The sequence below is a fragment of the Catenibacterium sp. CAG:290 genome (assembly GCF_000437715.1).
Classification (GTDB): Bacteria; Bacillota_I; Bacilli_A; order Erysipelotrichales; family Coprobacillaceae; genus Catenibacterium; species Catenibacterium mitsuoka_A.
On the sequence record NZ_FR898789.1, the window covers coordinates 1 to 18,592 of the forward strand.

The window sequence follows — 18,592 nt, forward strand, 5'->3', positions numbered from 1 at the left end:
CCTCTTTTATGTTAGTTCTGATCGAAATATCTGTTGAATTTGACGATGAATGTTGTAATTTGATCATCACTTGTAACAGAAATATCACCATGATGAAGGTCTACTATATTCTTAGTGATTGCTAGTCCTAAGCCAGTACCACCTGTTTTAGAGTTTCGTGATGAGTCTGTACGATAAAATTTATTAAATAGAAGTGGGATATCCTCTGATGCAATAGTGTCACCATGGTTGATGACTTTAACAGTTGCATATTTCTCATCACCGGATACTTCTATCTTTAAATCGGTATTATGATAGCCATACTTGAGTGCATTAGAAATAAGATTATCAAATACACGGGCTAATAACTGACCATCTCCCTGAACATAGATATTCTCTTCAGGTAAATCTACTATTGGTGTAATATTACAGTCTTTAAATGAAGGATAGAACTCGTCTGTCATCTGCATAATTAATCCAGATAGATTAATCATACTCTTATTCAACTTGATATCTGCATTATCAAGTTTAGTGAATTCAAAGAGGTCATCCATCATTTCCTGTAGACGTATTGATTTCTCATACGCAATACCAGAATACTTATGTACATCTTCTTTAGATAAAGCTGTATCATCTTTAATCAACTCAAGATATCCTACAATAGTTGTAAGAGGTGTTCTTAAGTCATGGGCTACGTTTGTGATTAATTCATTCTTCTGTCTTTCTGCATTACGTTCTATATCTAATGCAGCTCTTTCTTTTTCTTTTAGCTTTTCACTTTCTTTTTCTTTCGCAAGCAATGTTTTTGATAAGACATTGATGTTAGCGGCAAGAGAACCTAATTCATCATCATATTCTACTTCACACTGTACACCATAATTGCCACTTGTTACCTGCTGGATAGAGCGTCTCAGCTTTCTAATATATTCAATTGTGAAATCAATCAGTTTAAAGAAGATTTCTACAAAGACAATAAAAGAAATGGCATAACATAATGCATAACGCATTTCATTAGGTACCGCAATAGGAATAATTCTATCGAATATAATTCCTAGAATAGAATAAATAAGAAATGCGACAAGATAACTTAATGTAATATTAATCAACAAACGCCATTTAAAAGAAGAAATAAACAGCTTTCTTAGTTTCTGCATCATAATTCGAACTTATAACCAATGCCCCAGACAGTAATAATATGTCTTGGCGTACGTGGCTGTCTTTCAATCTTTTCTCTTAGTTTTCTAATATGTACCATGATGGTATTGTTGGCATGCGTTGCTTCTTCATGCCATATTTTTGTATAGATATCTTCAGTAGAGAATACTGTACCAGGATGTGAGGCAAGTAATACTAAGATTTCATATTCAATCTTAGTCACAGCCACTGGACGATTATCTACAGAAACCATCTTCTTATTTGTATCAATAAGAAGGTCGTTGGCCTGAATAATAGAATTATCTACACCAATAGGCTTACTATATACCTGATAACGTCTTAATTGTGACTTAACACGTGCCACTAATTCCATTGCATTAAAAGGTTTTGCGATATAATCATCAGCACCCTTTAATAATCCTTCAATCTTATCCTGATCAGCTGTCTTAGCTGATACAAAGATAACGGGGATATTGTACTTTTCTCTGATCATCTCTAATGCCTGTAAACCATCTACCCCAGGCATCATCATATCTAGAATTACAAGATCAATCTTGAACTTTTCAAGATCACGTAATAATGTATAGGCATTATAACGCTTTTCAACATGATAACCTTCTTGACTTAAATAAATTTCAATAAGATCACAAATTTCTTTTTCATCATCAATAACTAATATACGAGGTGTTTCCATATGTTTATCCTCCCAAGCCATATCATAATATAATTAATTAATAAAATAAAGAAAAGAATTGCATACGACGGGGGAATTTGCTATAGTTGTAAAGGGCACAAACGGGTCTTCCGTAGGTGCTTTTTTTTGTTTAATATAGAGAAAGAGGTGAAGAGAATGGCAAAATTCATATTTGTCACAGGTGGTGTCGTATCAGGTCTAGGGAAAGGTTTAACAGCTGCATCTTTAGGTAGAATATTAAAACAAAGAGGATTAAAAGTATTCATGCAGAAACTTGATCCTTATATCAATGTCGATCCAGGAACTATGTCTCCTTATCAGCATGGTGAAGTTTATGTAACAGCTGATGGCGCAGAAACAGACTTAGACTTAGGTCATTATGAACGTTTTATTGATGAAGACTTAAACAAAAACTCTTCAGTTACAACTGGTAGAGTATATAGCGATGTAATTTCTAAAGAAAGAAGAGGGGATTACTTAGGCGCAACAGTACAGGTTGTTCCTCATATTACTAATGCGATTAAGGACAAGATTTATGCTGCAGAAGAATCTTCTCAGGCAGATATCGTTATTACAGAAATCGGTGGTACTGTAGGAGATATCGAATCATTACCATTTATTGAAGCAATTAGACAGGTAAGACTCGATAGAGGCTACAAGAATACTCTTTATATACATACAACTTTACTTCCATATATTGGTGCCAGCCATGAAGTAAAGACTAAACCAACACAGCATAGTGTTAAGGAATTATTAGGATATGGTATCCAGCCAGATATTATCGTATGTCGTAGTGAACATACTATTTCTGATGAATTAAAGGACAAAATCTCTTTATTCTGTAATGTTCCTAAGGAAGCTATCATCTCAAACTATGATGTAGATGTTCTTTATGAATTACCAGTAGAATTATTAGATCAGCATATGGATGATGTTGTACTTGATCATTTAAGAATTGAAGCTCCTGAAGCTGATTTCACTGAATGGCGTGAATTAGTTGAAAGAGTTAAGAACTTAAAGGATACAGTTAAAATAAAGATGGTTGGTAAGTACTGTGAATTCCCAGATGCTTACTTATCAGTCAATGAAGCATTAAAACATGCGGGTTATTATGCAAATAGTGAAGTTGAAATTGACTGGGTTAACTCTGAAGAAGTAACTAAGGAAAATATCGCTTCTAAGCTTGCTGATGCTGATGGTATCTTAGTACCAGGTGGATTTGGTAACAGAGGTGTTGAAGGCATGATTGTTGCTATTCAGTATGCAAGAGAACATGATATTCCATTCTTAGGAATCTGCTTAGGTATGCAGTGTGCTTCTATTGAATATGCAAGAAATGTATGTAAACTTGATGATGTTAACTCATTAGAATTCGATAAGAACTGTATGACTCCATTAATTTCATTAATGCACGATCAGTCTTTAGAAAACATGGGTGGTACTCAGAGACTTGGTAACTACACTTGTGAATTAAAAGAAGGTACAATTGCGCATAAGTTATATGGAAAGGATCTTATCCAGGAAAGACATAGACATAGATATGAATTCAATAATACATATCGTCAGATGTTAGAAGATGCAGGACTTGTTATCTCTGGACGTAATCCAAAGAGAGATTTAGTAGAAATCATTGAAGTGCCTAACCATCCATATTTCGTTGCATGTCAGTTCCATCCAGAATTTAATTCTAGACCAAATAGAGCACATCCTCTATTCCAGGGACTTATAGATGCAGCACATAAAAAGAAATACAATTAATATATTGGCATGAGGGTAACCTCATGCCTTTTATGTTACAATAAAAGGCATGGAGGTATGGTTATGCGTATAGGACAGTCAATAGATATTCATCAATTAGTAGAAGGAAGAAAGCTTATTCTTGGTGGTGTAGAAATTCCTTATGAAAAAGGGTTAAAGGGACATAGTGATGCTGATGTTCTCTTGCATGCGATTATTGAGTCAATCATTGGGGCATTAGGTGAAGGAGATATTGGGAAACATTTCCCTGATACAGATGATCGCTACAAAGGTATTTCTTCAATGATCTTATTAGAAGAAACATATAAGTTGATGAATGAAAAAGGTTATAAGATTGGTAATGTGGATGCGATTATTATGACAGAACAGCCAAAGATGGCACCTCATATACCTACAATGAGACATAATATTGCGGAAGCACTTCATTGTGATGTGACACAGATTAATGTGAAAGCCACTCGCGGTGAAAAGCTTGGTTTTGTAGGAAGAGGAGAAGGAGTCGTTTCTCAGGCAGTCTGCTTACTTGAAAATGTGTAATAGTTATGTATTTTTTAAATAAGGTGATGTTTTTACATCATCTTTTTTGTCACTCAGATATCTTTTATAGTATAATGAAGGCACGAAAGAGGTGATACTAGTGAAATGGAGGAACAAACTGATTACTGTCATTTTACTATTATTTATTTTCCTTGAATTATTTTCTGTTTTTAAGATTACCACTATGGCAACTTTTGAATTGAAACAGACAGTATTTACTTATGAATTAGGACAGGAAGTATCACAGAATATAGAGGATTATGTCATCTGTCCAGATAGAATAAAAAAATCACTTACTTTAAACTTGAAGCGTGTTAACTTGAATAAAGTAGGTAACTATAATGCAAGTATTGAATATGCAGGACGTGATTATGACTTTAAGATTAAGATTGTAGATACAAAAAAACCAACAGTAAAACTTAAAAAGCTTGTTTATTATGTAAATCCTAATCAGCCACTCTATGCAAAAAATACAGTCGCTGAAGTCAATGATGCATCTTTAACACAAATCTATTTCTTAAAGAAAGAAAATAGTGAAGAACTTGTGAAAGAGAAAACATATGAAAAAGTAGGTACATATATTGAACGTGTTGTAGTAAGAGATGAACAAGGTAATACATCTTTTCCAATGCGTATTAAAGTGATTGTAGCCAATGAGTTAATTGTTCCTGTGATCAAAGGGGCAGAAGATAAAGTCATTCATTTAGGTGATAACTTTAATGCAAGAGAAGGTGTTACAGCCTATGATAATGAAGATGGTGACTTAACAAATAAGATTGTTGTTACAGGTAAAGTACAGACTAATACTGTAGGACGTTATACTCTAACATATACAGTCACTGATAGTTCTAAGAATATGGCGAAAGTTACAAGAGTAGTGGAGGTTATTGAATGATTACATATATCTTTATGGCTATATGTATAGCAGTTTTTGTTTATATTAATTATTTTTCTAAGGATAATAAAACTTCAGAAGCGATGCATTTAGGTGCTTTATATACACCGTATGTGAAAAATAGAGGAGAATATTGGCGATTTATTACATCTGCTTTTATTCATACAGAATTTCTTCATTTATTTATGAATATGTACTGTATCTTCTATTTAGGACGTATGTTTGAAACACTACTTGGACCAGTACGCTATTTAATACTTGTCTTAGTATCTATTGTGATGAGTTCACTCGCTACTTATTACTATTCTTATAGAGATTCTAGTGTGGATAACTCTATTACAATTGGTGCAAGTGGTTTATTCTATGGCTTTTTAGGAGCTATTATTGGACTAGGTTTATTTAAAGGTGGTGCTTTCTTTGATTTATTAAGAGGCTATTTACCTTGTATTGCGATTAACGTTGCCTTTACTCTTATGAATTCTCGTATTTCTAAGACAGGACATGTAGGTGGATTAGTTGGTGGATACCTCACTATGTATATTATGTATCTCTTAAAAGTAATATGAGAATACTAATTGATGGAGATGCAACACCAGATATTGAAAAAATCGCTTTTTTGTGTGATAAATATGATATAAAGATGGTAGTGTATTGTGATATGAATCATTTCTTTGATTATGAATCAGTTATTATGTGTGATCAGGGAAATGATAGTGTGGATTATGCTATTTTAAAAGATGTGAAGAAGGGTGATCTTGTGATTACACAGGATTATGGTGAGGCAGGTATGCTTCTTACTAAAGGTGCGATTGTTGTTCATCCTTCAGGGTTTATTATTGATTCTAATAATATAGACTCACTTTTAATGACACGCTATATCAATGGAAAGATGCGTAAGCATCAACTTGTCAAAGGACCAAAGAAACGTACACAAGAAACAAGAGAGAGATTTTTAAAAACAATAGAGGGGATTATATCAAATGAAATATAAGTTAATTGCATTAGATTTAGATGGTACATTAAAGAATTCAGAAAATAAAATTACTGATGAAACACGTAAGACACTTATTAAAGCACAGCAGTTAGGTGCAACAGTAGTTCTTGCATCAGGTAGACCAACACCTGGTTTAAGACATGAAGCAGCTGCACTTGAATTAGAAAAGTATGAAGGTTACTTATTATCATTCAATGGTGCTAAGGTCATGGATGCGAAAACAAGACAGACTATGTTTGAACAGCGTTTGACTGTTGAACAGGCTAAAAAAGCATATGATGAAGCAAAGAAACATAATCTTGCGATTATGACATATTATGATGATGCTGTTTATACTGAAGATGTAGATGATCAGTATGTTAATATAGAAGGACATATTAACGATATCGAAATTAAAAAGGCTGAATCTTTTAAATCAATTTTAAGAGATCCTATTAATAAAGTATTATGTACAGGTGATCCTGAACATGTGGCTTCTGTATTAGAAGACTACAAGAGTGCATTCCCAGGTTTAAGTATTTACCGTTCTGCACCATTCTTTATTGAAGTTATGGCACCAAATATCGATAAAGCAGCTTCTTTAGATAAGCTAGTAAAGATGCTTCATCTTACAAAAGAAGAAGTGATTGCCTTTGGTGATGGATTCAATGACTTATCACTCATTGAATATGCAGGCTGTGGTGTCGCTATGGCTAATGCAGTAGATGAAGTCAAAGAAAGAGCTGATGTTGTGACTTTATCAAATGATGAAGATGGTATTGCCTATATGTTGAAGAAATTAGAGGAGGAACTAAGAGATGAGTGAAATGCCTAAAGATCCAGTGATGTTACTTAGCTGGTTAAATATGAAACTTAGAGACCAATACGAAGATCTTGCAGACTTATGCTACGACTATCATATTCCTATGCAGGAAATCGTAGATAAGATGGAAGCTATTGGTTACCATTACACATACAAATCAAATCAGTTCAAATAAGAGTGTATTACCACTCTTATTATTTTGCCTAAAATTTGTCTTATTTAGAACCAAAATAACGCGATAACGTTAAAAATATAAATATATGGAGGAAAAATAAAAAATGTTAGAGCTAAAAGATTTTGAAGAAGCAAAAAAGAGAGTAGACGAAGTGATCATTCCAACACCTTTGATCTATAGTCCAGCATTTTCTAAAGAGTGTAGAAATATGGTTTATATAAAACCAGAAAACTTACAGAGAACAGGCGCATTTAAAATTAGAGGCGCTTATAATAAGATCATGAAGATGGATGATGAATCTAAGTCTAGAGGACTTATTGCCTCAAGTGCAGGAAACCATGCCCAGGGTGTGGCTTATGCAGCCCAGCAGTTAGGTGTTAAGGCTACAATTGTTATGCCTGCTCATACTCCACTTATTAAAGTAGATGCCACTAAGGCATTAGGTGCTGATGTTGTACTTCATGGTGAAGTATATGACGATGCATATAATAAGGCAGTAGAATTACAGAAGGAACATGGCTATACATTTGTACATCCATTTGATGATGAAGATGTCATTGAAGGTCAGGGAACTATTGCCTTAGAAATTCTTAAAGAATTACCAGATGTAGATATTATTCTTGTACCAGTTGGTGGTGGAGGATTGATTTCAGGTATTGCCTGTGCCGCAAAACTTATTAAACCAACAGTTAAGATCATCGGTGTAGAACCAGAAGGAGCTGCAAGTGCGCTTGCTGCCATTAACGAAGACCGTGCTGTATCATTAAATGAAGCAGTGACTATTGCGGATGGTACAGCTGTTAAGACAATTGGTAAAACACCATTTGAATATATTAAAGAATATGTAGATGGTATTATCACAGTCAGTGATTATGAGTTAATGGCGGCATTCTTAGTACTCGTAGAAAAACATAAACTTGTTGCTGAAAACTCAGGTATTCTTTCACTTGCTGCATTAAAGAAACTCAATGAAAAGAATAAGAAGGTTGTCTCACTCATTTCTGGTGGTAATATTGATGTACTTTCTATCTCTTCTATGATTAATAAAGGACTGATTGAAAGAGGTAGAATTTTCTCATTCTCATTACAGTTACCAGATAGTCCAGGTCAGTTAGAGAAGGTGGCTCATATTCTTAATGAATGTAATGCGAACGTTGTCACTGCAGACCATAATCAGTTCAAGAACTTCGCAAGATTCTCTGAAGTAGAATTAAGAGTCACTTGTGAAACAAATGGTGAAGCGCATATTGAATCTATTATCGAAACATTTAAAAAGAATGGATTTGAAATCCAGCGTATCAACTAAGGAATAGCAATCAGCTATTCCTTTTTCTATAAAATTAAGTAAATATTTAGTTTTAATAGAATAATAATGGTGCTATAATGTGAAAAACAGATTTTTGAGAGGGGGATTTAAGTGTTAGAACTAAAGAATTTTGAAGAAGCAAAGAAGAGAGTGGATGAAGTCATTCTTCCTACACCTTTGATTTATAGCCCAGCTTTTTCTAAAGAAAGTAGAAATACTGTTTATATCAAACCAGAAAACTTACAGAGAACAGGCGCATTTAAAATTAGAGGTGCTTATAATAAGATCATGAAGATGGATGATGAATCTAAATCTAGAGGACTTATTGCCTCAAGTGCAGGAAACCATGCCCAGGGTGTGGCTTATGCAGCTCAGCAGTTAGGTGTTAAGGCTACAATTGTTATGCCTGCCCATACTCCACTTATTAAAGTAGATGCCACTAAGGCATTAGGTGCTGAAGTGGTTCTTCATGGTGAGGTATATGATGATGCATATAATAAGGCAGTAGAATTACAGAAAGAACACGGCTATACATTTGTACATCCATTTGATGATGAAGATGTCATTGAAGGCCAGGGAACCATTGCCTTAGAAATTCTCGAAGAATTACCAGATACAGATATTATTCTTGTGCCAGTTGGTGGTGGAGGATTGATTTCAGGTATTGCCTGTGCCGCAAAACTTATTAAACCAACAGTTAAGATCATTGGTGTAGAACCAGAAGGAGCTGCCAGTGCCCTTGCTGCCATTAATGAAGATCGTATCGTTTCATTAAATGAAGCAGTGACTATTGCGGATGGTACTGCAGTTAAGACAATTGGTGAAAAGCCTTTTGAATATATTAAACAATATGTAGATGGTATTATCACAGTCAGTGATTATGAGTTAATGGATGCATTCTTAGTACTTGTAGAAAAACATAAGCTTGTTGCTGAAAACTCAGGTATTCTTTCACTGGCTGCATTAAAGAAACTCAATGAAAAGAATAAGAAGGTTGTTTCACTTGTATCAGGTGGTAACATTGATGTACTTTCTATTTCTTCTATGATCAATAAGGGACTTATTGAAAGAGGAAGAATCTTCTCATTCTCAGTACAGCTTCCAGATATTCCTGGACAGTTAGAAAAAGTAGCACATCTATTAAATGAATGTAATGCGAATGTTGTAGCGGTTGATCATAACCAGTTCAAGAACTTCGCAAGATTCTCTGAAGTAGAATTAAGAGTCACTTGTGAAACAAATGGGGAATCTCATATCGATACAATAATTGAAACATTTAAACAGAATGGTTTAGAAATTCATCGTGTTAACTAGGGAATAACGTAACGTTATTCCTTTTTTTAATCTATTTTACTATTGTGCATTTCTTTTGTGCTATTCTATAGATAGGAGGAAATTGATATGTTACTAGGAATTGATGTAGGAGGGACTTCTGTCAAATACGCAACATGCGATGAAAAAGGTCATTTGTTTGATAAGGGGTCTTTTAAAACACCTGATACTTTAGAAAATATGTATCAGGCGATTGAAACTATTTATAAAGAAAGAGATGTTGATGGTATTGCGTTAAGTATGCCAGGAGCTGTTGCAAGTGATGAAGGTGTCATTTATGGTGCATCTGCGATTGACTATATTCATGGTCCTAATATAAAGAAGGATCTAGAAGAAAGATTACAGACACGTGTAGAACTAGAAAATGATGCCAACTGTGCAGCACTTGCAGAAGTATGGCTAGGTGCCGCTAAAGATAATCAGGATTGCTGCTTTGTCGTATGTGGTACAGGTATTGGTGGTGCTGTGGTTAAAGATAAGAAGATTCATAAGGGTAAACATCTTCATGGTGGTGAATTTGGTTATATGATTAATAACTTTGATGCAGATTCACTTGAGTTTAACAATTGGTCTCTTGATTCTACAGTCGCCATTGTTAAGGGTGTAGAAAAAGAACTAGGTGAAACATATGATGGACGTTATATCTTTGATCATGCCAACGAAAATGAAGTATTCAAGAAGTATGTCAATCGTTTCTATTATGCTCTTGCAGTAGGTATCTATAATATTCAATATTCCTATGATCCAGAAGTGATTATTATTGGTGGGGGCATTTCTGTAAGAGAAGATATGATTGATGAAATCAATAAACGTTTAGATATTATTATAGACAAAGTTGAACCTGCATGTATTAAGCCTGTTGTAAAGAAATGTGCCTTTGCGAATGATGCCAATATTATAGGTGCAATCTACCACTATTTAACAACTTCAAAATAGTAAAATAAAAAAATTTTTGAGTATTCATTTTTTGCTTGCTTACAATCTTAATATCGTTTATACTACAACAGAAGGAGTGAGAATATGAACGCAAACACAATTATGACAACTTCAGTTTTCGCAAACGTGTTTCCTAAGGGTTCTTATTTTCATTTTTTAGATTTCTTATTTTAAGGACATATCATCTATTGGTGATATGTCTTTTTCATAATTGAGGAGGTTGACTATGAAAGCTTATTTAATTTTAGAAGACGGACATGTGTTTGAAGGGGAAAGCTTTGGATATGAAAAAGAAGTCATAAGCGAATTTGTCTTCAATACTTCAATGACTGGTTATGTAGAAGTGTTGACAGACCCATCTTATGCAGGTCAGAGTGTTGTAATGACTTACCCACTTATTGGTAACTATGGTGTATGTTTAGAAGATCAGGAATCTGAACACCCATATGTTGAAGGATTTGTAGTAAACGAATTATCACGTTTAGGATCTAACTTTAGAAAGAATGAAGATTTAAATGATTATTTAGTACGTAATCATATTCCAGGTATCCAGGGAATTGATACACGTGCACTTACTAAGTTACTTCGTAATGATGGTTGTATGAACGGTATGATCACTACTCATAAGTATGAAGTAAGCGAAGTCATCGACAAGATTAAAGCATTCAAGGTACAGGGTGTTGTAAAGGCATGTACATGTAAAGAAAAATATACTGTTGGTACAGGCAGAATGAAAGTTGCTTTATATGACTTTGGTGCTAAGCGTAATATTGCGAATGAATTAGCAAAGAGAAACTGTGAAGTAACAGTATTCCCAGCTACTACACCTGCTTCTGAAGTATTAGAAGGTAACTTTGATGGTATTATGTTAAGTAACGGTCCTGGTGACCCAGCTGAAGTAACTGATATTATCGCAGAAGTGAAGAAATTATCAGAAAGCGGTATGCCAATTTTCGCAATTTGTCTTGGACATCAGTTAATGGCTCTTGCTCATGGCTTCAAGACAGAAAAATTAAAATATGGACATCATGGTGCAAACCATCCAGTTAAGGATTTAGACACTAACCGTGTTTATATCTCTACACAGAACCATAACTATGTTATCAAGGATGATTCAATTGATCCTGCAGTGGCTAAGGCTTGGTTTAGAAACGTAAATGATGGCACTATTGAAGGTGTTGAATATTTAAATAAGAATATCAAAACTGTTCAGTTCCACCCAGAAGCAAATGCTGGACCTAGAGATACTGAATATTTATTTGATGAGTTTATTAAGATGATGGAGGGAAAGTAGAATGCCTAAGAATAAAGATATAAAAAAGGTTCTTGTTATTGGATCAGGACCAATTATTATTGGACAGGCAGCTGAATTCGACTATGCAGGTACTCAGGCTTGTCGTGCATTAAAAGAAGAAGGAATTGAAGTCGTTCTTATTAACTCTAACCCTGCAACAATCATGACTGATAAGGATATTGCAGATCATGTTTATATTGAACCTTTAACAGTTCCTGTTGTTAAGAACTTAATCTTAAAAGAAAAACCAGATTCAATCTTACCAACTCTTGGTGGTCAGAATGCCTTGAATATCGCAATGGCACTTGCTGATGAAGGTTTCTTAGAAGCACATAACGTACGTACTATCGGTACTAATACAACTACAATCAAGCTTGCAGAAGACCGTCTTGAATTCAAGGAATTAATGGAAAGAATCCATGAACCAGTGGCTGCTTCAACAGTTGTTAACCATGTAGATGATGCATTAGAATTTGCTGAAAAGATTGGTTACCCAGTAGTAGTAAGACCAGCATATACACTTGGTGGTACTGGTGGAGGTATTGCTGAAACTCCTGAAGAATTACATGATATCTGTACTAATGGTTTAAGATTATCACGTGTATCTCAGTGCTTAATTGAAAGATGTATTGCCGGTTGGAAGGAAATCGAATACGAAGTAATGAGAGATGGCAATGGTAACTGTATTACAGTATGTAATATGGAAAACGTTGACCCAGTAGGTGTTCATACTGGTGACTCTATCGTAGTAGCTCCTTCTCAGACTTTAGGTGATAAAGAATATCAGATGTTAAGAAGCTCTGCTTTAAACATCATCACTGCATTAAACATCAAGGGTGGATGTAACGTACAGTTCGCATTAAACCCAAATTCTTTTGAATATTGTGTTATCGAAGTTAACCCACGTGTCAGCCGTTCTTCAGCTTTAGCTTCTAAAGCAACTGGTTACCCAATTGCAAAGTTAGCTGCTAAGATTGCATTAGGTTATTCACTTGATGAAATCGTAAATGCTGTAACAGGTAAGACATATGCTTCTTATGAACCAACATTAGACTATATCGTATGTAAGATTCCTAAATGGCCATTCGATAAGTTCTATGGTGCATCAAGAAAACTTGGTACACAGATGAAGGCAACTGGTGAAGTTATGGCAATCTGTAATAACTTCGAAGGTGCTTTAATGAAAGCATTACGTTCACTTGAACAGAATGTATTCTATTTATCAATTCCTGAAATGGAAGGTAAAGACACAGAATACTTAAGAACTAAATTAAAAGATGTAGATGACCAGAGAATCTTCGCAGTAGCCGAAGCATTAAGACAGGGCATTACTGAAGAAGAAATCCATAATATCACTAAGATTGATTCATGGTTTATTGATAAGATCAAACATCTTGTAGAAATCGAAAATAAATTAAAGACAGAAGAATTAACTCCAGAATTATTAAAGGCTGCTAAGAGAGTTGAATTCCCAGATAGAGTTATTGCAGACTTAACTGGTAAAGATAAGAATGAAATTCATGATTATCGTTTAGAAAACAATATTACTGCTGCATTCAAGACAGTTGATACTTGTGCTGCAGAATTTGATGCTGAAACTCCATATTTCTATTCAGTATATGGTGGAGAACATGAAATTAAACCAGATAACACTCGTAAGAAGGTTATGGTATTAGGTTCAGGACCAATCCGTATCGGACAGGGTATCGAATTCGACTACTGTTCAGTACATTGTGTATGGGCATTAAGAGCTGCTGGCTATGAAACAATCATCGTCAACAACAACCCAGAAACAGTTTCTACTGACTTCGATATCGCTGATAGATTATACTTTGAACCACTTACTCAGGAAGATGTTCAGAGCATTGTTGAACTTGAAAAACCAGATGGTGCAATCGTTCAGTTTGGTGGTCAGACAGCTATTAAGTTAACTCAGGACTTAATGGATATGGGAGTTCCTATCCTTGGTACTTCAGCTGATAGCGTAGACGCTGCAGAAGACAGAGAACGTTTTGATGAAGTGTTAGAAAAATGTGAAATCGATCGTCCTAGAGGAGCCACAGTATTTACTGTAGATGAAGCATTAGAAGTTGCAAATAAATTAGGTTACCCAGTACTTGTACGTCCATCATATGTATTAGGTGGTGCAGGTATGGAAATCGCCTTAAATGATGGTGATATCAAGAAGTTCATGAAGATCATCAACCGTCAGTTCCAGGAACATCCAATTCTTATCGATAAGTACTTATCAGGTAAGGAAGTAGAAGTAGATGCTGTATGTGATGAAAACGGCGTACTTATCCCTGGTGTTATGGAACACGTTGAAAGAGCTGGTGTTCACTCTGGTGACAGTATCTCAGTATATCCACCACAGAAGATCAAGCCTGAAATCAAGCAAGTTATCTGTGACTACACTCAGCGTTTAGCAAAAGCATTACACGTTATTGGATTAATTAACATCCAGTTCATCGTATATGAAGATGAAGTTTATGTAATCGAAGTAAACCCAAGATCTTCTCGTACAATTCCATATATCTCAAAGGTAACAGATATTCCAGTAGTAGATGTTGCAACTAAGGTTATCATGGGTCATTCAATCAAGGATCAGGGTTATGAATATGGCTTACAGCCAGAAAAAGAAACTGTTGCAGTTAAGATGCCAGTCTTCTCATTTGAAAAGATCAAGGGTGCTGAAATTTCACTTGGCCCAGAAATGAAATCTACAGGTGAAGTATTAGGTATCGCAAAGACATTTGACGAAGCAATCTATAAGGCATTTATTGGAACAGGTATCAACTTACCAAAGAGAAAGAATATCATCTGTACAATCAAGGACAGCTCTAAAGAAGAATTCTTACCAATTGCTAAGCAGTTCTATATGTTTGGATATGACCTTTATTCAACAGAAGGTACTTATAACTTCTTAAAGGAACATGATGTACCAGTTCATAGAGTTAACAGAATTGCGGAAAAGTCTAACACAATCTTTGACTTAATGTTAACTGATACAGTTGACTTAGTTATCGATATTCCTACAAGAAATGATAACTTAAAGGACGGTTTCTTAATTAGAAGATTTGCAGTTGAAGCAGGTATCCCTATCTATACATCATTAGATACAGCACAGGCATTAATCAACTGTCTAGAAAAGAGACATCAGGGTCCAACTTCATTAGTTGATATTACAAAATTAAAGTAAACACCTTAAGGCTATGATTTTGCATCATAGCCTTTTTTTCTATGTTTCACATGTGTTTGTTGATATAATTATGCATATACAAAGGAGGACGTAATTATGATTATTGCGGTAGTGGTGATTGTATTAATCGTTTTATATACAATCGCAACATACAATGGACTTGTTAAGTCTAAGAATAAGTGCCTTGCTGCATGGGCACAGATTGATGTTCAATTAAAAAGACGTGCAGATATGATTCCTAATATTGTAGAAACTGTAAAAGGTTATGCAAAGCATGAAAAGGAAACGCTTGAAGGAGCTATTCGTGCAAGAAACAGTTATGTAACTGCTTCCGCACCAGAAGAACAGCTTAAGAATGCAGGTGAATTAGAAAGATCATTAAGTCGTTTAATGATGCTTCAGGAAAGTTATCCTGATTTAAAGGCTAATGCAAACTTCATGTCTTTACAGAATGATTTAAAGGAAACTGAAGATAAAATCAGTTATGCAAGACAGTTCTATAATGATGATGTTAAACAGTATGTGAATAAGTTAGAAATGTTCCCTTCTAATATCATTGCTTCAATGTTCCACTTTGAAAAGATGAACTTCTTTGAAGTGGATGAAGCATCTAAAGAAGTACCAAAGGTACAATTCTAATGAAACGCTTATTATCATTTCTTACAGTATTGTTGCTGTTGATACCAACTGCAGTTGATGCATCAAGCACAAAAGTAACCAATATTGGCATTACTTGCCAAATTGATCAAAATGGTACAGCAACATTTGTAGAGAAATGGGATATGGATGTATCGGAAGGGACAGAAGGATACAAAATATTCAATGGTATGAATGATCAGCCATTGACACTTATTGGTGTCACTGACGATCATGGGGTAACATACAAAAATATCGGTACATGGGATTCTGATGTTTCTAGAGAATCTAAAATTAATAAATGTGGTTTGATTAAAGATGGTGGCCACTATGAGTTGTGCTTTGGTCTAGGTGATTATGGGACACGTTCTTATACAATGGCTTACCAGATTGAACATTTTGTGAATCAGTATAAGGACCAGCAGGGTATTAACTATGCTTTTATTAGTGATATGTCATTGGATGTTGCAGATGTTACTATTCATGTGACTGGTATGACACCCTATAGTAAAGAGAATGCGAAAATCTGGGCATTTGGTTATTCAGGCAGTGTGAATTTTGATAATGGTGGTGTTACTTTAAAAACAGACTCTTTGGGTAGTAATAGGATGCAGTTATTAATGGGTCTTGAAAGTAATTCTTATACATCACCTAATAAACGTCATGCAAGTGAAAAGTTTGAAGATGTTGTGAAGGATGCAAAAGAAGGATCTAGTTATTCTAGTGGTATGTCAAAAGCAGCGATGATTATGATCTTTATCTTCATCATCTTTGTGATTTTAATGCTTATCTTTATTATAGTTGCTGTTATTGTATTATCAGATTCGGGTGTTGTATTTGAGAATGGACGTACAATTAAAGGCAAAGAAGTAACTCCATTTAGAGAAATTCCATGTAATAAAGATATATTCTTGTTCTATTATCTAGCTAAAAAGCTGGATATTATAGGTGGTGATGAGAGTCGTGAAAACCTTGTGTCTGGATTTATCTTGAAATGGGTACGTGATGGTATCATCACAATTAGAGAAAAGGAAAGTGGCGCAATCGTCAAGAAAAAGAATTATGATATGTATCTTGATGTAGATGCAAAGTTTGAGAACAAGCAGGAAACAGCACTTTATAAGATGTTTATTCTTGCGTCTAAAGATGGTGTTCTTCAAACAAAAGCATTTCAGAAATGGTGCAGCAAACATTATAAGAAGATAGATGATTGGTTCACTAAAGTGGATAATGTCACAGAAGATTCTATGAATAAGAATGGCTATGCGAAAACTAAAACTATTTATAAACGCTTATTATTCTGGAATATTCCACGTGATCGTACAGTATGGACAGATAAAGCATATGATCAATGTCTTTATGTATGGGGATTTAATAACTTCCTTGAGGATGAAGACAATATGAAAGAAAAAGCTGCCATTGAAGTTAAACTTTGGGATGAATATCTCATCTTTGCGGCAGTACTTGGTATTGCGGATCGTGTGGAAAAACAATTGAAGGTTGCGATTCCTCGTTATGAAGAAACATCAACTTACAATAATTTTCCAATTTACTACTATACACATACATTTGCACATAATAGTATGAGTGCAGCTTCTTCTGCTGCAAGTGCAGGACAAGGTGGTTCATCATCATTTAGTGGTGGTGGAGGCGGCTTCTCCGGTGGTGGAGGCGGCGGTGTCCGTTAGAGGCAGGATTTTTTCCTGTCTTTTTTTCTTGTAGAAGAAAAATAGTTGTCTATAATGATTGACAGGAGGAATTTATGAAGAAGTTATTTAGTATATTCTTATCAATGGTACTTATAACGGGTTGTAGTACAGCTCCTACACCGAAGAAAGAAGTATCAAACAATATCAAATCTCAAGTCACTTATATTAATGTAGGGCAGGGAGATTCAACACTTATTCAAAATAATAACCAAACAGTTCTTATTGATGCAGGACACGGTGATGGATATGAAAATGCCAGTTTGAACTATTTAAAAGAACACTATATCAATACACTTGATGCATTAATCCTAACGCATTGTGATGCGGATCATATAAATGATGCAAAGAATATTATTTATCAATTAAATGTAAAAAAGATATATATGTCTAGTAGAACCTCTTCTTCTTATACATATATGAAACTATTAAATGCGATTAAAGAGAAGAAAAAGAAAATTACTGTGCCTAAGGTAGGAGATACCTTTCAAGTAGGTGCGGGTTCTATTGAGTTTATTGGTGTAGGTGAAGGGGCACAGAACAATAATGATTCATCTTTGTGTATGAGATATGATGATGGTTATCATCGTTTTGTCTTTACTGGTGATGCTGCAGAATCAATGGAAAAGAAACTAAACAATGTACAATGTGATGTATTCCAAGCAGGTCATCATGGTTCAGCTTATTCAAACAGCGATAATCTGTTATCTAGAATGAAGGCAAGTTATGTTGTAGTGTCCTGTGGTAAAGACAATATGTATGGTCATCCTCATAAGGAAGCATTACAGAGATTCTCTAAATATAATATGCAGGTTTATCGTACAGATGAATTAGGTACAATCCGTTGTGTTTCTAAGAAGAATAAATTGACCTTTAATGGTAAAGAAGAAATCCCGACTACTCAAACAACACAATACATAGGATCTAGAAATACTAAGAAGTATCATACTGAAGATTGTCAGTATGTAAAAACAATCAGTGATAAGAATAAAGTTTATTTTAGTTCTTCACAGGAAGCACAAAATGAAGGCTTTATTCCTTGTAAAGCATGCAATCCATAATGCATGCTTTTTATAATTTTCAGGCATAAAAACAGGATATAAAATAAGAAAAATAATTTTTTTGAATTTTATTCAAAAAACACTTTACAAACGCTGTGATATTGGGTATTATAGACAGGCAGTCCGGGAGACG

Annotated in this window: 17 protein-coding genes; 15 read left to right on the top strand and 2 right to left on the bottom strand. The window is 34.6% G+C overall.

Going from position 1 to position 18,592, the window contains the following annotated elements:
* Window positions 1-11: 11 nt before the first annotated feature.
* Together QVO42_RS03215 and QVO42_RS03220 are read right to left on the bottom strand one after the other, a co-directional pair.
* A complete protein-coding gene (locus QVO42_RS03215) occupies window positions 12-1,133 on the bottom strand; it encodes a sensor histidine kinase (RefSeq protein WP_287845885.1) in 1,122 nt (373 codons plus the stop codon).
* Window positions 1,133-1,828 carry a response regulator transcription factor gene (locus QVO42_RS03220; protein WP_022424738.1) on the bottom strand — a complete coding sequence of 232 codons (696 nt, stop codon included), beginning with the start codon at window positions 1,826-1,828 and terminating at the stop codon, window positions 1,133-1,135. The genes QVO42_RS03215 and QVO42_RS03220 overlap by 1 nt, the downstream gene beginning before the upstream one ends.
* A gap of 156 nt (window positions 1,829-1,984) precedes the next feature.
* On the opposite strand from QVO42_RS03220, the gene pyrG reads away from it, so the two are divergent.
* The 15 genes from pyrG to QVO42_RS03295 all read left to right on the top strand — a co-directional run bounded on the left by pyrG (window position 1,985) and on the right by QVO42_RS03295 (window position 18,459).
* On the top strand, window positions 1,985-3,586 hold the full coding sequence (gene pyrG, locus QVO42_RS03225) for a CTP synthase (RefSeq protein ID WP_022424739.1): 1,602 nt from the start codon (window positions 1,985-1,987) through the stop codon (window positions 3,584-3,586).
* Between the two features lie 57 nt (window positions 3,587-3,643).
* Window positions 3,644-4,123: a 2-C-methyl-D-erythritol 2,4-cyclodiphosphate synthase gene (ispF, locus tag QVO42_RS03230; protein WP_288163713.1), complete on the top strand. Its 480-nt coding sequence runs from the start codon at window positions 3,644-3,646 to the stop codon at window positions 4,121-4,123.
* Window positions 4,124-4,307: 184 nt separating this feature from the next.
* Window positions 4,308-5,018, top strand: a complete 711-nt coding sequence (locus QVO42_RS03235) for a DUF5011 domain-containing protein (RefSeq protein ID WP_288163715.1) — start codon at window positions 4,308-4,310, stop codon at window positions 5,016-5,018.
* Window positions 5,015-5,584 carry a rhomboid family intramembrane serine protease gene (locus QVO42_RS03240; RefSeq protein ID WP_022424742.1) on the top strand — a complete coding sequence of 190 codons (570 nt, stop codon included), beginning with the start codon at window positions 5,015-5,017 and terminating at the stop codon, window positions 5,582-5,584. The genes QVO42_RS03235 and QVO42_RS03240 overlap by 4 nt, the downstream gene beginning before the upstream one ends.
* Window positions 5,581-6,009, top strand: a complete 429-nt coding sequence (locus tag QVO42_RS03245; RefSeq protein WP_022424743.1) for a YaiI/YqxD family protein — start codon at window positions 5,581-5,583, stop codon at window positions 6,007-6,009. The genes QVO42_RS03240 and QVO42_RS03245 overlap by 4 nt, the downstream gene beginning before the upstream one ends.
* Window positions 5,999-6,817 carry a Cof-type HAD-IIB family hydrolase gene (locus QVO42_RS03250; RefSeq protein ID WP_022424744.1) on the top strand — a complete coding sequence of 273 codons (819 nt, stop codon included), beginning with the start codon at window positions 5,999-6,001 and terminating at the stop codon, window positions 6,815-6,817. The genes QVO42_RS03245 and QVO42_RS03250 overlap by 11 nt, the downstream gene beginning before the upstream one ends.
* Window positions 6,810-6,989, top strand: coding sequence for a DUF4250 domain-containing protein (locus tag QVO42_RS03255; protein ID WP_022424745.1), 180 nt, complete (start codon window positions 6,810-6,812; stop codon window positions 6,987-6,989). Before QVO42_RS03250 ends, QVO42_RS03255 begins: the two co-directional genes overlap by 8 nt.
* A gap of 103 nt (window positions 6,990-7,092) precedes the next feature.
* Window positions 7,093-8,295, top strand: a complete 1,203-nt coding sequence (gene ilvA / locus QVO42_RS03260; protein ID WP_022424746.1) for a threonine ammonia-lyase — start codon at window positions 7,093-7,095, stop codon at window positions 8,293-8,295.
* A 111-nt stretch (window positions 8,296-8,406) separates the two neighbouring features.
* The gene (ilvA, locus tag QVO42_RS03265) at window positions 8,407-9,609 is read left to right on the top strand and encodes a threonine ammonia-lyase (protein ID WP_022424747.1); all 1,203 of its coding nucleotides are present in this window, start codon (window positions 8,407-8,409) and stop codon (window positions 9,607-9,609) included.
* 87 nt (window positions 9,610-9,696) lie between these two features.
* On the top strand, window positions 9,697-10,563 hold the full coding sequence (locus tag QVO42_RS03270; protein WP_022424748.1) for an ROK family protein: 867 nt from the start codon (window positions 9,697-9,699) through the stop codon (window positions 10,561-10,563).
* A 226-nt stretch (window positions 10,564-10,789) separates the two neighbouring features.
* Complete coding sequence (locus tag QVO42_RS03275) at window positions 10,790-11,857, top strand: carbamoyl phosphate synthase small subunit (protein ID WP_022424750.1); 1,068 nt, start codon at window positions 10,790-10,792, stop codon at window positions 11,855-11,857.
* Between the two features lies 1 nt (window position 11,858).
* Window positions 11,859-15,056 (top strand): carbamoyl-phosphate synthase large subunit, encoded by a 3,198-nt coding sequence (gene carB / locus QVO42_RS03280; protein WP_022424751.1) that lies wholly within the window; start codon window positions 11,859-11,861, stop codon window positions 15,054-15,056.
* Between the two features lie 96 nt (window positions 15,057-15,152).
* Window positions 15,153-15,695, top strand: a complete 543-nt coding sequence (locus QVO42_RS03285; protein ID WP_022424752.1) for a LemA family protein — start codon at window positions 15,153-15,155, stop codon at window positions 15,693-15,695.
* Window positions 15,695-17,380 carry a DUF2207 family protein gene (locus tag QVO42_RS03290; RefSeq protein WP_022424753.1) on the top strand — a complete coding sequence of 562 codons (1,686 nt, stop codon included), beginning with the start codon at window positions 15,695-15,697 and terminating at the stop codon, window positions 17,378-17,380. Before QVO42_RS03285 ends, QVO42_RS03290 begins: the two co-directional genes overlap by 1 nt.
* 74 nt (window positions 17,381-17,454) lie before the next feature.
* Window positions 17,455-18,459 carry an MBL fold metallo-hydrolase gene (locus QVO42_RS03295; protein ID WP_022424754.1) on the top strand — a complete coding sequence of 335 codons (1,005 nt, stop codon included), beginning with the start codon at window positions 17,455-17,457 and terminating at the stop codon, window positions 18,457-18,459.
* Window positions 18,460-18,592: the final 133 nt, after the last annotated feature.